12 protein-coding genes are annotated in these 14,557 nt (G+C 60.7%); 7 read left to right on the top strand and 5 right to left on the bottom strand.

Going from position 1 to position 14,557, the window contains the following annotated elements; translation table 11 throughout:
* Nucleotides 1-212: 212 nt before the first annotated feature.
* Nucleotides 213-599, bottom strand: coding sequence for a dihydrodipicolinate synthase family protein (locus tag UP09_RS36770; RefSeq protein WP_197082616.1), 387 nt, complete (start codon nt 597-599; stop codon nt 213-215).
* Nucleotides 600-1,209: 610 nt separating this feature from the next.
* On the opposite strand from UP09_RS36770, the gene UP09_RS05730 reads away from it, so the two are divergent.
* From UP09_RS05730 to UP09_RS05700, 7 genes are all read left to right on the top strand, one after another.
* Nucleotides 1,210-2,091 (top strand): AraC family transcriptional regulator, encoded by an 882-nt coding sequence (locus UP09_RS05730; RefSeq protein WP_044537062.1) that lies wholly within the window; start codon nt 1,210-1,212, stop codon nt 2,089-2,091.
* A 116-nt stretch (nt 2,092-2,207) separates the two neighbouring features.
* Complete coding sequence (locus UP09_RS05725) at nt 2,208-3,281, top strand: ABC transporter substrate-binding protein (protein ID WP_044537061.1); 1,074 nt, start codon at nt 2,208-2,210, stop codon at nt 3,279-3,281.
* Nucleotides 3,282-3,373: 92 nt separating this feature from the next.
* Nucleotides 3,374-4,198 carry an ATP-binding cassette domain-containing protein gene (locus tag UP09_RS05720; protein WP_044537060.1) on the top strand — a complete coding sequence of 275 codons (825 nt, stop codon included), beginning with the start codon at nt 3,374-3,376 and terminating at the stop codon, nt 4,196-4,198.
* On the top strand, nt 4,195-5,454 hold the full coding sequence (locus UP09_RS05715; RefSeq protein ID WP_044537059.1) for a sugar ABC transporter permease: 1,260 nt from the start codon (nt 4,195-4,197) through the stop codon (nt 5,452-5,454). Before UP09_RS05720 ends, UP09_RS05715 begins: the two co-directional genes overlap by 4 nt.
* 22 nt (nt 5,455-5,476) lie before the next feature.
* Nucleotides 5,477-6,205, top strand: coding sequence for an SDR family oxidoreductase (locus tag UP09_RS05710; protein WP_044537135.1), 729 nt, complete (start codon nt 5,477-5,479; stop codon nt 6,203-6,205).
* Between the two features lie 236 nt (nt 6,206-6,441).
* Complete coding sequence (locus UP09_RS05705) at nt 6,442-7,206, top strand: SDR family NAD(P)-dependent oxidoreductase (protein ID WP_044537134.1); 765 nt, start codon at nt 6,442-6,444, stop codon at nt 7,204-7,206.
* A 323-nt stretch (nt 7,207-7,529) separates the two neighbouring features.
* Nucleotides 7,530-8,561: a sugar phosphate isomerase/epimerase family protein gene (locus UP09_RS05700; RefSeq protein ID WP_197082615.1), complete on the top strand. Its 1,032-nt coding sequence runs from the start codon at nt 7,530-7,532 to the stop codon at nt 8,559-8,561.
* Nucleotides 8,562-8,784: 223 nt separating this feature from the next.
* Here the strand turns inward: UP09_RS05700 and eda are convergent, their stop codons facing one another.
* From eda to UP09_RS05680, 4 genes are all read right to left on the bottom strand, one after another.
* Complete coding sequence (eda, locus tag UP09_RS05695; RefSeq protein WP_044537058.1) at nt 8,785-9,441, bottom strand: bifunctional 4-hydroxy-2-oxoglutarate aldolase/2-dehydro-3-deoxy-phosphogluconate aldolase; 657 nt, start codon at nt 9,439-9,441, stop codon at nt 8,785-8,787.
* Nucleotides 9,438-11,288, bottom strand: coding sequence for a phosphogluconate dehydratase (gene edd, locus UP09_RS05690; protein WP_044537057.1), 1,851 nt, complete (start codon nt 11,286-11,288; stop codon nt 9,438-9,440). The genes eda and edd overlap by 4 nt, the downstream gene beginning before the upstream one ends.
* Nucleotides 11,289-11,417: 129 nt before the next feature.
* The gene (gene zwf, locus UP09_RS05685; protein WP_044537132.1) at nt 11,418-12,902 is read right to left on the bottom strand and encodes a glucose-6-phosphate dehydrogenase; all 1,485 of its coding nucleotides are present in this window, start codon (nt 12,900-12,902) and stop codon (nt 11,418-11,420) included.
* Between the two features lie 16 nt (nt 12,903-12,918).
* On the bottom strand, nt 12,919-14,202 hold the full coding sequence (locus UP09_RS05680; RefSeq protein ID WP_044537056.1) for a D-tagatose-bisphosphate aldolase, class II, non-catalytic subunit: 1,284 nt from the start codon (nt 14,200-14,202) through the stop codon (nt 12,919-12,921).
* Nucleotides 14,203-14,557: the final 355 nt, after the last annotated feature.

Genomic DNA, 14,557 nt, shown 5'->3' with positions numbered 1-14,557 from the left:
TCCAAACAACATCTTTGGACGTACCTTGATGGGCGAAGCCCATCTCATGTTTTGCAAGCATCGTTGTCTGCCGTATCGATTGAAGACGTTGCGGCCGACATCCCAAGGCGTTTGACTAGCGACGAAGACGAAGTTTCCTGTGCGATAACCCGACGAATAGTGCCCCCGGCAGCAATAGCGTCGGGCTCGATTATTTCCATGATTTTTTCTCCTCAACCCGCCCGCAACGAAAGGCTTGGATTTTTGTAGAAGAAAGGCGGAAGGGCCAGTACCCGTCGACAACCTAGATCTCTCGCTTTCGAAGCCAGCGCGATCGTATCGGTTAACGCCGTGGTTCCCACGCCGGGCAACAGCCGCTCCGCGGAAATACCGCGTTCGACCAATCCTTCCATAATAGAAATTCGTTCGGAGATCCCGAGCGAATTGGCTTCGCTGGTCGTACCAAGGACGCCTAAGCCATCGCAACCATTTCGTAAAAGCCAATCGCAATGGCTCGCCGTGCGGTCGAAATCCACCGACAAATCCCGCCTCATTGGTGTCGCGACAGCGGCGTTTACGTCTCCAAAGAGGGCCTCTTTATTCGTGTTCTGAATGCTCAAATGATGGGCCTTCGTTATGGGGCCATGAAGCGGACCAGCCCCAATGTCACAAATTTGTAGCGCCATATTCAGAATACGGTATACTGAAATTCGGAGCGCGAAGCAACGGCTTTCGTGGGATATTGGTGTGTCGTGCAATGAGGACGAAAGCACTCCTTTGCGGCTTTAACCGACTAAAAAAGCGACTCGCAATCGCACATCGTCTTTTCGTGGACAGATCGTTCTCGTCAATCTCAGCGCTTGGGATCTACTGCATCCATCTACAACGATCCGAAGAGTCTATTCGTTGCGGAGTTCAGACATTCCTCTACGTGCAGGCGACACCCGAGGATCTGTTCATCATTGCGGTCGATGGCGACAGCCTCGTCAAGGTGCATGCGTCGTGAATTTGCGGATGACGTGCGCTGCGATTCTCTCGTCTCGCATTCCGAGCTTTGCCGCGTTCAAAGCCGCGCCAAAGCGCAATTTTGGCGGCCGTAGGACCTTCGAATGTGAAAATCGTATCAATAGATGCCGTGAAATTTGGTAGCCGCCCTTCGTATATTTTCTCTACCTTCGCAACAGCCGCCGTTCGAGCGGCGCGGCTACGAATAGAAAAATGGGAGGAAGCATGACGCCATATCTGGAAGTCATCCGTATTACTCCCACGGAATCGTTCACGGTCTCGGCGCACGGCTACCCCTATCATACCGTACGCTGGCATTTTCATCCCGAATACGAAATCCATTTAGTCACCGAGACATCCGGTCACTATTTTGTCGGCGACAACATCGGTGAATTTCGTCCCAACAATCTAATCATGACCGGTCCCAATTTGCCGCACAATTGGGTCAGCGATGTTCCCGTTGGCGTGACGATTCCCCGCCGGTGCGCTTTTCTGCAGTTCAATCAAAATTTCATCGAGTCCTGCTTGCGCACGTTCCCAGAATTCGGAGACTTTAAGGTTCTGCTCGAAGAGAGTTGCAGGGGCATTCTTTTTTCACCCGCCTGCGGCGCAATTGTGCGCCCTCTCATGATCGAACTGGTCACCGCAACCGGCGTTCGACGCGTTTCCCTGTTTTTGCAAGTTATAGAGGAGCTGATGCACGCGACGCATCGCTCTCAACTCGCCAGCGCCAATTATCTGCCCGATCCCTCCGCCTATATGTCGGCTGGTATGAACCGCGCCCTGCATTACGTGCGCGAGCATCTGGCGGGCAAGCTCGACGAGAAAATGCTGGCTAATGTCGCTGGCGTCACGGTTGGGGGGTTCTCTCGCGCCTTCAAGCGACATACGGGAATGACCTTCGTGCGCTTCGTCAATCGTCTGCGTATCTATACCGCATGTCAATTGTTGAAGAGTGAGCCGGCTTCCGTGACAGAGATTTGTTACCAGGTTGGCTTTAACAACGTGTCCAATTTCAATCGACAGTTTTTTGCCCAGAAAGGAATGTCGCCGTCAAAATTCAGAGCGCTCTCAGAGCAGAATAAGGACGCGCCTATGGCCGCCTGACGCGCAATTCCGGATCGGCGCTGAAATTCCGGCGACGCGGCCAAGCGTTCTCGCGCAGCAGGACTATGTCTAACGAACGCTATTAAGGGCTTAGACCCAGAGAAGAGGAAGCATCCATGACCCGTAACGCCATTCCGTCCAAGGCCGCTGCGGCGGCGCTAGTCTTAGGTCTCCTCAGTGGGACCGTCACATCGGCGCAGGCGGCCGATGTCTCCAACGCCACCGTTGCCTTCCTCATGCCGGACATAGGTTCGACTCGCTACGAGGAACACGACCACCCCGGCTTCGTGGCCGCAATGAAGGCGCTGTGCGCCAGTTGCAAGGTTCTGTATCTGAATGCGAACAACGATGCGTCCAAACAACAGCAGCAGTTCAACTCTGTCATCTCACAGGGCGCCAAGGCGATCGTCATTGACCCCGTCGATTCGTCGGCCGCGGCTTCCCTTGTCAAGATAGCCCAGAGTCAAGGCGTCAAAGTGATCGCCTACGATCGGCCGATTCCGAGTGCCAAGGCAGACTTCTACGTATCGTACAATAACGAGGCCATAGGCAAGGCGATCGCCGATTCGCTCGTTCAACATCTGAAGTCGATGAACGTGGCTGCGGGCGACGGCGGCGTGCTCGAGATCAACGGCTCGCCCACCGACGCCGCGGCCGGGCTTATCAAAAAGGGTATCCACGAAGGTCTCGATTCCAGCGGCTATCCAATTCTTGCCGAGTTCGATACTCCGAGTTGGGCGCCGCCGAAGGCGCAGGAATGGGCAGCCGGCCAGGTCACACGCTTCGGAAAGAAAATCCTGGGCGTCGTCGCCGCCAATGACGGCACTGGCGGCGGCGCCATCGCGGCGTTCAAGGCGGCGGGCTTTGACCCGGTTCCGCCAGTCACCGGCAACGACGCCACAACCTCGGCGTTACAGCTAATCATCTCGGGCGACCAATATAATACTATCTCGAAGCCTAGCGAGATTGTGGCGGGGGCGGCAGCAAAAGTCGCCTTCCAGTTGCTCTCCGGCGAGTCTCCGAAGGTCGATATGTCCTTGTTCGACACGCCTTCGCAGCTCTTCATCCCGGCGGTCGTCACCGCGGGGAACCTGAAGGCCGAGATTATCGACAAGAAGATAGCGACAGCAGCGGCGATCTGCACCGGCAGTTATGTCGAAGGTTGCAAGAAGCTCGGCATAATGCCCTGATCGCGACCTGAAAGCGACCGTCCGGCCTCGCGCTCAACGGCCGGACGGTCTCCACTCGCATGCCGCCGCACAATACTTGAAAGGCCGCTCGCATGACTGACTCTCCTCAAGGACCGGCCTCGCCACATGAACTGGTGCTCAGCCTGCGAGGCGTCTCCAAACGTTTCGGCGCCGTCTCGGCGCTGACCGATATCGATCTAGATGTTCATGCGGGTGAGGTCGTGGCGCTTGTAGGCGACAACGGCGCGGGGAAATCGACCCTGGTCAAGATACTCGCAGGCGTGCATCCGCCGAGCGAAGGAACGATTACGTTCCGCAGCAAGAACGTGACTTTCGACAACCCGAGCGCGGCGCTGACGCTCGGCATCGCGACCGTCTTCCAGGACCTCGCCCTCTGCGAAAACCTGAACGTGGTCGCCAACATCTTTCTGGGCAGAGAGCTAAATCCGCTACAACTGGACGAAGTGTCTATGGAAATACGCTCCTGGAAGCTTCTCAAAGAGCTGTCTGCGCGCATCCCGAGTGTCCGCGAGGTGGTCGCCTCGCTCTCCGGCGGCCAGCGCCAGACCGTCGCGATCGCCCGGTCGCTGCTCCTTGATCCGAAACTTATCCTGCTCGACGAGCCAACCGCGGCGCTCGGCGTCGCCCAAACCGCCGAAGTGCTCGACCTGATCGAACGGGTCCGCGCGCGTGGTCTGGGGGTCGTCATGATCAGCCACAACATGGAAGATGTCAGAGCGGTCGCAGACCGCATCGTCGTATTGCGCCTGGGACGTAACAACGGCGTGTTTCTTCCGGACGCCACGAATGCGGAGTTGGTCGGCGCCATTACCGGGGCCTCGAACAATTCGGTCTCCCGTCGGGTCGAGCGGCGGCAGCCTCAGGGCACGAGCACACAGGAGCGTCAGCAGCCATGACCAGCGACATCAAAGACGACGTGGCGCCCGCGCCGCTGATGGATCGCGGCGACGTGCGCGTGACTCACGAGGCCGGCGCTAGCGGCGCGATCCGCTCATTTCTCAGTCGCGTGCGTTCGGGCGACCTCGGGTCCCTTCCGGTTGTCGTCGGACTAGTGATCATTTGGACCGTCTTCGAGAGCCTCAATCCGGTCTTCCTATCGAGCGACAATCTCGCCAACCTGCTCTTCGACTGCTCGACGGTGGGCGTGATTTCTCTCGGCATCGTCTGCATCCTGATCGTTGGCGAGATCGACCTCTCCGTCGGCTCGCTCAGCGGCTTTGCCTCGGCGATGGTCGGCGTTCTTTGGGTCAACCAAGGTTGGCCAGCATGGCTTGCGATCGCCGCCGCCGTATCGGTTGGCGGCCTTATTGGTTCCCTCTACGCTTTGCTGTTTAATCGCGTCGGGATGCCGAGCTTCGTATCGACGCTCTCAGGCCTGCTAGCCATCCTGGGGCTGCAGCTCTACATACTCGGTGCCGCCGGCTCAATCAATCTGCCGTACGGTTCGCCCCTGGTGAACTTCGGCCAAATACTGGTCATGCCACACTCCGTCGCTTATGCCCTCGCGGCGCTTCCGGGGCTCGTGACGTTCGCGACAGGCGTTCGCGCCATCGTGCATCGCCGCCAGGCCAACCTGTCCTCCCAGTCGCTCGGCACGCTACTCGTCCGGGCGGTCGCGATCACAGTCGCGCTCGAACTCGTCGTCTTTTACCTTAACCAAGCCCGTGGGGTCCCCTGGATGTTCGGCCTCTTCGTCGGCTTGGTCATGGCGATGAGCTACTCGCTGACACGGACGAAATGGGGCCGCTCAATGACCGCTGTCGGAGGCAACCGGGAGGCGGCGCGGCGCGCTGGCATCAATGTCAGGCTCATCTATACGAGCGCCTTTGCTCTATGTTCGATGTTCGCTGCTGCCGGTGGCGTGTTATCTGCCGCACGCCTCGCGTCGGCGAGCATTCAGGCGGGCACTGGCGACGTCAATCTCAACGCCATCGCCGCCGCCGTAATCGGCGGCACGAGCCTGTTCGGCGGTCGAGGCAATGCATATTCAGCGCTGCTCGGCATCATCGTCATCCAGTCGATCGCGAGCGGGCTGACGCTCATCGATCTGTCCTCGTCGCTTCGGTACATGATCACTGGCGCCGTGCTTGCGGTCGCGGTCATCGTCGACTCGCTGGCGCGCAGATCCCGAGTGTCACACGGCCGCGCGTGAACTAAGCATGGGGAGAGACAAAGTGAGTCAGGATCTATCCGGAAAAGTCGCAGCAATCACTGGCGCCGCGTCGGGCATCGGCCTCGAATGCGCCAGATGCCTTTTATCTGCGGGCGCCCGCGTCGTGCTCATAGACCGCGCCGAAGAAGCGCTGACGAGAATTTGCGCGGAGCTCGGTCCCCAGGCGATCCCCTTGGTCGTCGACTTGGTCGATCCCGCCAGCGTGTCCAGAATGATGCCGAAAATTCTGGAGAGGGCAGGTGGCCTTGATATTTTTCACGCCAACGCGGGTTCTTACATCGGGGGTGAAGTGATCCATGGCGATCCAGACGCCTGGGATCGTATGCTGAGCCTGAATATCAATGCCGTGTTCCGGTCTGTCCATGCTGTTCTACCTCACATGGTTGAGCGCAAGACCGGCGATATCATCGTTACCAGCTCGGTAGCCGGCCTTATCCCGGTCGTGTGGGAGCCGATCTACACAGCCTCCAAACATGCGGTACAGGCTTTCGTCCACACGGTTCGACGACAAGTTGCCAAACATGGACTTCGCGTCGGCGCCGTCGCTCCTGGCCCTGTCGCTACGGCGCTGATCAGCGACTGGCCAAAAGAGAAGCTCGATGAGGCGGTTATGGCCGGAGGTTTGATCGAACCGATAGAGGTGGCTGCAGCCGTTCTGTTCATGCTCACTCGGCCGAGGAACGTTACAATCCGGGATCTTGTGATCCTACCACAAAGCGCAGACATCTAGCAGTTCAACATGACCGCTCTCGATTTTCCGCCCAACATCAGCGTCCTTTCAAGACACACCATGGGGCAATTGAAATGCCATGCAAGACCATGTTTACGGCATCGCGGTTGGCTTAGGCCGCGCTCGTGCTTCGTCGTCGCGGGTAGCGGCGGCAGCTGGGCTTCCAAGGATGTAATGGACCACCAGTGACAGGCACAGAATTGCAAATCGGCGAAGCCGAATGGAAGGAAGCAATGATGATACTCGACAGATTTCGGCTCGATGGCCAAGTAGCGCTCGTCACTGGTGGAACGCGCGGTATTGGCTTGGCTATCGCTAAAGCCCTCGGCGAGGCCGGCGCGCGCGTTGTTATCAGCGCGCGCAGCCGAGCGGCCGATGCCGAAAAATCGCTGTCTAGTGCCGGCATCGCTTGTGAGTTCATAGCTGCCGATCTCGCGGAAGAGGGCGCGGCGGACCATCTCGTGCGCGAAACGGTGTCGCGGACGGGCAAACTTGAGATACTCGTCAACAATGCAGGCGCCGCGATTCATGGCGACAGCGGCACTTTCTCCGACAAGACCTGGCGCGAGATCATGAGCCTAAACGTCGACGCAGTGTTTCGCGGTTGTCGCGCGGCCCTTGCGCCCATGCGTAGGCAGGGGGGAGGCGTTATCCTCAACATCGGCTCAATGTCAGGCATTGTCTCGAACATCCCGCAAAATCAGGTCGCTTACAATAGTTCGAAGGCGGCGGTCCATATGATGACAAAGAGCCTGGCAAGCGAGCTCGCCGCGGACAATATTCGAGTTAATGCTCTTGCGCCCGGCTATATCGAGACGGACATGTCGCGTGGCGGCATCGCCAACCCCGACTGGTTTCCAATTTGGCGCTCGATGACCCCGATGGGGCGCGTCGGGCAGCCTGAAGAGGTGGCGGGTTGCGCACTTTTCCTTTGCTCGCTGGCGTCGAGCTACGTTACTGGCGAGGTGCTGGTGGTTGACGGCGGTTACACGACGCGCTGACCACAGGGGACAGGAAAATGAGACTGAACGCGAAGGTCGTCGGCGGCGCACCAAGGCATTGGCGAGGCGATCGTCCGCAGTTATGCGGTCGAGGGTGCGAAGGTCGTTATTGCCGACGTAGCCATTGACAAGGCGGACGCGCTGGTGCGTGTCCTTGAACGAAACCATCACGTTGAGGGGTTGGGGAGGATTCTCGGATATCCGGCCGGCATGATCAAGACACCCAGCTCCCCTTATTGCGGCCATCGATTTTCAGCGGAGGTGATTGCCCACGCTGTTTGGCTCTATTTTGATGAACGCTTAGCGCGGGATTGCTGGTTTGAATGCTGCCGCATGATCGCAGCCGCGAGAATTTGCTCTTCTCTTGCCCGTCGTTCGGTAAGCTGACTATGCTGGTAATCCAATCAACTGAGAATCCTTGCCAAGACGAAACCGCTGAGATGGAGACGACGATGCCACGCTACGGGGTGCATGCGATGGTCTGGGTTGGAGCCTGGAGCCACGCGGAAGCGGAAAGAGCGATCGCCTGCGCAGCTCGCGCCGGATATGACCTTCTTGAGATCCCGCTCCTCGATCCTGACAAGATCGACCTTGCCCATACGCGGACGCTTCTTGAGCTTCACAACATCAAGGCGGCAGTCAGTCTAGGTCTCCCGGCGGAAGCCGACGTATCTAGCGTGGACCTTGTCGAAGTGCGTCGCGGGAGCGCGATCCTCGCGAAGGCGTTGCACGCCACAACAGCGCTTGGCGGGGACTATCTTGGCGGCGTTATCTATTCCGCCCTGAAGAAATATAGCCGCTGCGCGTCTCCTGCAGGGCGCGCGAACGCTGTGGCTGTAATTCGCGATTTGGCGCGAGAAGCGCGACTGGCCAACATCGACATCGGGCTGGAAGCGGTAAACCGCTATGAGACCAATCTGCTCAATACCGGCGCCCAGACCCTTAGATTCATTGACGAGGTCGGGGAAGCGAACGTCTTTGTTCATCTCGATACGTTTCACATGAATATTGAAGAGGCCGACTGCGTCGGCGTCATCGAACTCTGTGCCGAACGGCTGGGGTATTTCCACGTAAACGAAAACCATCGAGGATACTTAGGCAGTGGCTCGATCGCGTTCTCTCCTTCATTTCGGGCGCTGCGGCGGATCGGGTACGACCGCACGATCGCGTTTGAAGCATTTTCCTCGTCGGTCGCCGGCGAGGCGCTTGGCGCGATGGTGGCCGCGTGGCGCGATGTCTGGTCTGACAGCAACGATATCGCCGAGCATGCGCTTGCATTCATGCGTCGCGAGTTCGCGGACGCGCTGCGGTCCGAGTCGCTCGTTTCTCTTGGCGAGCGCCAACGCGTCGGATAGACATTGATGACATGAAACAATCGACTGTGCTTGCCGGCTGGAGGCGGGAGACATCGCGGCAACCACAGAGCTGCTCGGCAAACCTCGTCACGACTTCGAACAATGCGAGACATCTGCCGCACGAACCGTCGAAGCAGTTTGCGCCGCGATCGGTTTTCACGCCTGAAGAAGCGCCAACTATCTCACAAACTCAGGCTGTAGGCGGACTTAAAATCAGCACGCTCTAGGTTCGGCGCGGAGGCTGCCGCAACGTCGCGGCGGTACGGCTTGCGCCTTCCACCGAGGTCCAGTCCTTCGCGGCGATCCGGTCATGGGTGACCATCCAGGAACCGCCGATGCAAACGACGTTGGGCAAATCGAGATAGCGCGGCGCTGTCTCGATCGTGATGCCGCCCGTCGGGCAGAACATGAGTTGCGGCAGCGGCCCGGCTAGGGCCGAGAGATAGGCTCGACCGCCCGCCGGCTCGGCCGGGAAGAATTTGGCAAAGCGGTAGCCGCGGTCAATCAGCGTCATGGCTTCGGATGCCGTCGCCACGCCGGGCAGCAGCGGCGGATCGGTGTCGGCGGCCGCGTCGAGCAGACGAGCCGTAAAGCCTGGCGAGACCGCAAAACGGGCGCCGGCCCGCGCGGCCGCTGCGAGTTGCGCGGGTTCGCGTACGGTGCCCGCGCCCACGATCGCACCTTCGACCTCCGCGGCAATCGCGTAGATCGCGTCCAACGCCGCCGCGGTCCTTAGCGTGACCTCGATCACCGATAGACCGCCGGCGACAAGGGCCTTGGCGAGCGGCACTGCGTCGTGAACATCGACGACCGTTACCACGGGCACGACGGGTGCCTGCGCGAGGATGGTGGAAAGACCATATTGCGGGATGGATGTCATGCGTGGACTCGCGAGAAGATAGTCGCGCCTTCCTCGGCCGCTGCGACCGAGGCGCGGAACGAGGCGAAAAGCTCCCGGCCGACCCCGACGTAGCTCGTCGAAAGATTGACTTCGACCGGATCCCGCGACTCCCATTCGACGCTGTCGACCAGCACAAACAAGAGTCCCGCCACCGCATCTATGCTCACGAGATCGCCATCGCGGATTTTTGCGATGGCGCCGCCATCGGCTGCCTCAGGCGTCACGTGGATCGCTGCCGGTACCTTACCGGACGCACCGGACAGCCGGCCGTCGGTGATCAATGCTACTTTGAAGCCGCGGTCCTGCAGAACTCCGAGCGGCGGCATCAACTTGTGCAGTTCCGGCATGCCGTTTGCTTTTGGCCCCTGAAAGCGCACCACTGCGACGACATCGCCGGACAGCGCGCCGGCCTTGAAAGCCGTCTGCAGTTCTTCTTGCGAATGGAACACCCGGGCTGGCGCCTCGATGATGTGACGCTCCGCGGCGGTCGCCGAGGTCTTGATCACCGCCCGTCCCAGGTTGCCTTTGAGGAGCTTTAGCCCGCCCGTCGCCTGAAATGGGGCCTCGGTGCCGCGCAACACCGAAGCATCGCCGCTGATCGGCGTGCCGTCGCGCCAACCAAGCGTGCCATCATCCTCCAGGACGGGTTCCCGCGTATAGGCATCAAGCCGAGCGCCCCACATAGTCTCGACGTCGCGGTGCAGCAGCCCGGCATTCAGTAGTTCACGGATGACAAAACCCATGCCACCGGCGGCATGAAAATGATTCATGTCGGCCTTCCCGTTCGGATAGACGCGGCAGAGCAGAGGCGTCACTTCGGCGAGATCCGAGAAGTCGTCCCAGTTAAGCGTGATGCCGGCCGCCGCCGCCATGGCCACAATGTGCAGTGTATGATTCGTAGAGCCACCGGTAGCATGCACGCCGACGACACCATTGACGAACGCCTTCTCATCAAGCATCCGCCCCACGGGGATATACTCTTTGCCGAGTGCGGTAATCGACAAGGCCCGGGCGGTGGCGGCGGTGGTCAGGGCATCACGCAGTTGGGTATTGGGATTGACGAAGGACGATCCGGGCAGATGAAGGCCCATGATCTCCATCATCATCTGGTTGGTATTGGCGGTGCCGTAGAAGGTGCAGGTGCCGGGGCCGTGATAGGATCTGGCCTCGGCCTCCAAAAGCGCGTCGCGCCCGACTTTGCCCTCCGCATAGAGCTGGCGGATGCGCGACTTCTCGTCGTTGGGCAGGCCGGAGGTCATCGGCCCGGAGGGTATGAACACTGCCGGCAGGTGGCCGAAGGCGAGTGCGCCAATGATAAGGCCTGGCACGATCTTGTCGCAAATCCCGAGAAAAACCGCCGCATCAAAGGTCTGGTGCGAGAGCGCTATGGCCGTTGCGAGAGCGATTGCGTCGCGCGAGAACAGCGAGAGCTCCATGCCCGCTTCGCCTTGGGTGATACCGTCGCACATGGCGGGTACGCCGCCTGCGACTTGCGCGGTGCCGCCGGCCTGCCGGGCCGCGGCACGGATGAGTTCGGGGAAGCGTTCATAGGGCTGATGGGCCGAGAGCATGTCGTTATAGGCGGTGACAATGGCGAGATTTGCACCATCGCCAGCCCGCAATGCGGCCTTGTCACCCGGTCCACAGGCCGCAAAGCCGTGAGCCTGATTAGCGCAACCGAGCCGCTGGCGGCGAGGGCCGGCGGCGGCCGCAGCGGCGATGCGGTCCAGATAGCGCGCACGTCTGTCATGCGAGCGCTCGACGATGCGCTTGGTAACTTCGGCGACACGAGCATTCACGCTGGGCGGTGGAACAAGATCGGCCATAGCAATCTCCTGACTGGATACGCGGGTTATGCGACCATGTGCGTAATCATGGATACCGAAGCGATGAAGTCGGCCAGCGCCTCTGCGTGCGCGGCACTATCACGATAGGTGTTGAGGTTCGCCGACCGCTCATGCGACGCCTTCCAGCCAAGTCCGGCCATCCCGCTCGATCAGCGCGATGGCGGCCGAGGGTCCCCATGTGCCAGCCTGATAGGGACGCGGCGGGTCATCGATCTCGTGCCAGGCGGCGAGGATCGGATCTACCCAGGCCCAAGCCGCCTCGATCTCGTCCCGGCGCATGAACAGCGTCTGGTCGCCGCGAACGACGTCGAGCAACAGCCGCTCATAGGCCTCCGGGGACCGCGCGCCGAAGGTCGCGGCGAAGCTCATATCCAGAGGGACGTGCTGCAGACGAATGCCTCCGGGGCCCGGATCCTTGATCATCAGCCAAAGCTTGACGCCCTCGTCCGGCTGTAGGCGAATGACGAGGCGATTGGGCGAGATCGGCCCAGCCTTGTCGTCGAAGACGGAATGCGGGATGCCCCGAAAGGAGATGACGATCTCAGACACCCGCCCCGGCAACCGCTTGCCAGTGCGCAGATAGAACGGGACACCCGCCCATCGCCAATTGGCGATCTCGGCCTTCAGCGCGACGAAGGTCTCTGTGCTGCTCGGCCGCGGCTGTGGGTCGAGTTCGTCGAGATAGCCTCGCACGGGCGCGCCCCCCGCCATCCCGGCCCGATATTGGCCCCGAATTACCAGCATGTGCGCCGCGCTGCCGTCGATCGGCTTCAGTGCCTTTAGGACCTTGAGCTTCTCATCGCGGAGCGCATCGGCATCGCTGGAGCTGCGTGGCTCCATCGCGACCAAGCAGAGCAGTTGCAAAATATGGTTCTGCACCATGTCACGCATGGCACCGGCCGTGTCGTAGTAGCTGGCCCGCCCCTCGACGCCGAGACTCTCGGCGACGGTGATCTGGACATGATCGATATGCTGGGCGTTCCAGAGCGGCTCGAATAGTGCGTTGGCAAAGCGCAGGGCCAGAAGGTTCTGCACGGTCTCTTTGCCGAGATAGTGATCGATCCGGTAGATCTGCTGTTCGGCGAAGATCCGCCCGATCGCGTCGTTCAACACCCGCGCCGAAGCAAGGTCCTTGCCGAACGGCTTCTCGACGACCAACCGGCTGCGCTCCGTGATCAGCCGGTTCGCTCCGATGCGGTTGCAGATCGGTCCGAAGAGATCGGGCGCGGTCGCGAGGTAGAAGGCGCGGATGCAATCGGCGCGGGGCTGCAGCGTATCGGCGAGCGCACCCCAGCCCTCTTCGCTCAAGGCATCGGCTGCGATGTAAGAGAGCCGTGCGAGAAAGCGATGGAGCGCTTGCGAAGACTGCTCCGTCACTGGGAAGGTGCACGTAAGCGCCGACCCAATCTCCTGCCGGTAGGTCTCTGTGGTGGCTGGCCGATGGGATACGGCGATGATCCGCGCCGAGGACGGCAACTGGCCGGCCAGCTCGCGCTGGTAGAGTGCCGGCAGTAGCTTACGGCGGGTGAGATCGCCGGTACCACCAAAGACGACGTAGTCGAAGGGATCGGTCACGATGGTGCGACTCGTCATAGCGCCGCGCCGCCCGTCAGACTGGCCGCGCCGCCGCGCCATAGACCGACAGAACTCGGCGAACGGCGGCAACGGCGAGCTTGGGGGCGCTGGCCGCCACCCTGCCAGCGGCGACCGCCGGATAGAGGGTGCCGAGATACTGGCTGACCAGAGTCTCCGGAATGACGCGCCCGTCGAGGCGGGCGAAGAGCGCGTCGACGGCAGCGGCTGCTTCCGCGTGGGGCCAGTAGTAGCGAATTCGATCGGAGTAGCTGAAGTGTCGTTGAACGCGCAGCTCGTCGACGCCGCCGTGATAATATTTGCCCCAGTGCTTCGGATCCCGCAGCATCAGACGCTCCATGGTACCGCGGAGCGTCTGATCTTCCGGGATGGGCTCGAGCACGGCCGCTATGTGGTCGAGCCCATAGAAAGCTTCGCGCAACGCGAAGGTGACGCCGGGCCCGACCTTCAGAATCGCGAAGCCGTCCTCGACCAATCGGGCGAGTGCCTCCGGCGGTTGATAGTCGGTCGAATGCGCCTCGAAGACGAATTGCGGGATCTCCTTCAGCGCAGTGCTGAGTTCCCGCGCCTTGTCGCGCTGATAGACGGCCACGTTCTCGTTGCCGAACTCCACCCCGGGCTGGACGACCACCCCGATCGCGCGCTCGAAGGCGCCCTCGAGCCCGAGATCGTGAAAGGCTTGGCGATGGACGTCGACGGTCTTCACCGCCGCATCTCTGTGTGTGACCTCGAGGTGGTCGAGCGCTTCCGTGGCGCCGCCGGGAATCGGCACCTCGGTGCCGACGATGTAGACCGGCGCATCGAAGTCGGCCCCCGCTGCAGCAGCCTCGGAAACTTTGGCGAGCCGCGCCGCGCGCGTCGCGGTCATCTCGTCAGGCAGTGCTTCGCTCTCGTCGGCGCAGCCCATGCTGGTGTCGAGATGTATTTTGGTGAAGCCGGCCTTGACGTAGGCATCGACCATCGCTTCTGCCCGGCCGAGCGCGAGTTCGGGAGGCAGGTGTTTCCAGGGGTTGGGACCCAAATGGTCGCCGCCGAGTATCAGACGCGCGGCGTCGAACCCGATCCTGTCGGCGATCCCCGTCACGAATTTGCGGAAGTCGACCGGAGTCATCCCGGTGTAGCCGCCCTCCTGGTTGACCTGGTTGCAGGTGGCCTCGATCAGGACGGGGCCGTCCTCGTCGAGCCCTTGGCGCAAAGCGGCTTCGATGACGAGTGGATGCGCCGAACAGACCGAGGTGATGCCGACAGGGTCTCCAGCTGCGTGCCGACCGGGAAGGTCACGAAGGAATCGAGTGCTCATGCGACGACTCCGGTGTCATGATCGAGAAAGTTGCCGAGTTCGGCGCGCGTGGAAGCCCCCTCCAGTCCAGCCGAGTCGTGAGCGATGCCTTGGAGGCGCAGTAGATGTCGACCAACGGGCTCGCCGCGCCGCTCGGCTTGTCTCGCCATATCGATGATCCACCCCTTGGCGCTGTGGGCAACCGTTAGGCGCGGCGCCAATTGTTATCTTATGGTAAGTTAATATAATACACAATGTCAATATAAACTTTGCGCACGTAATATTTTATAATTACGTATACCTTTACTTACGGGGCCGTGCGTTACGACTATCTTTACATGTCAACTTTTATTATTTGCGCATGTAACAGGTAAGC

Source organism: Bradyrhizobium sp. LTSP885 (assembly GCF_000938305.1).
In the GTDB taxonomy this organism is placed as follows: Bacteria; Pseudomonadota; Alphaproteobacteria; order Rhizobiales; family Xanthobacteraceae; genus Bradyrhizobium.
Note: the sequence above shows the minus strand (reverse complement) of the source record. Positions and strands in the feature narration are given on the sequence as shown.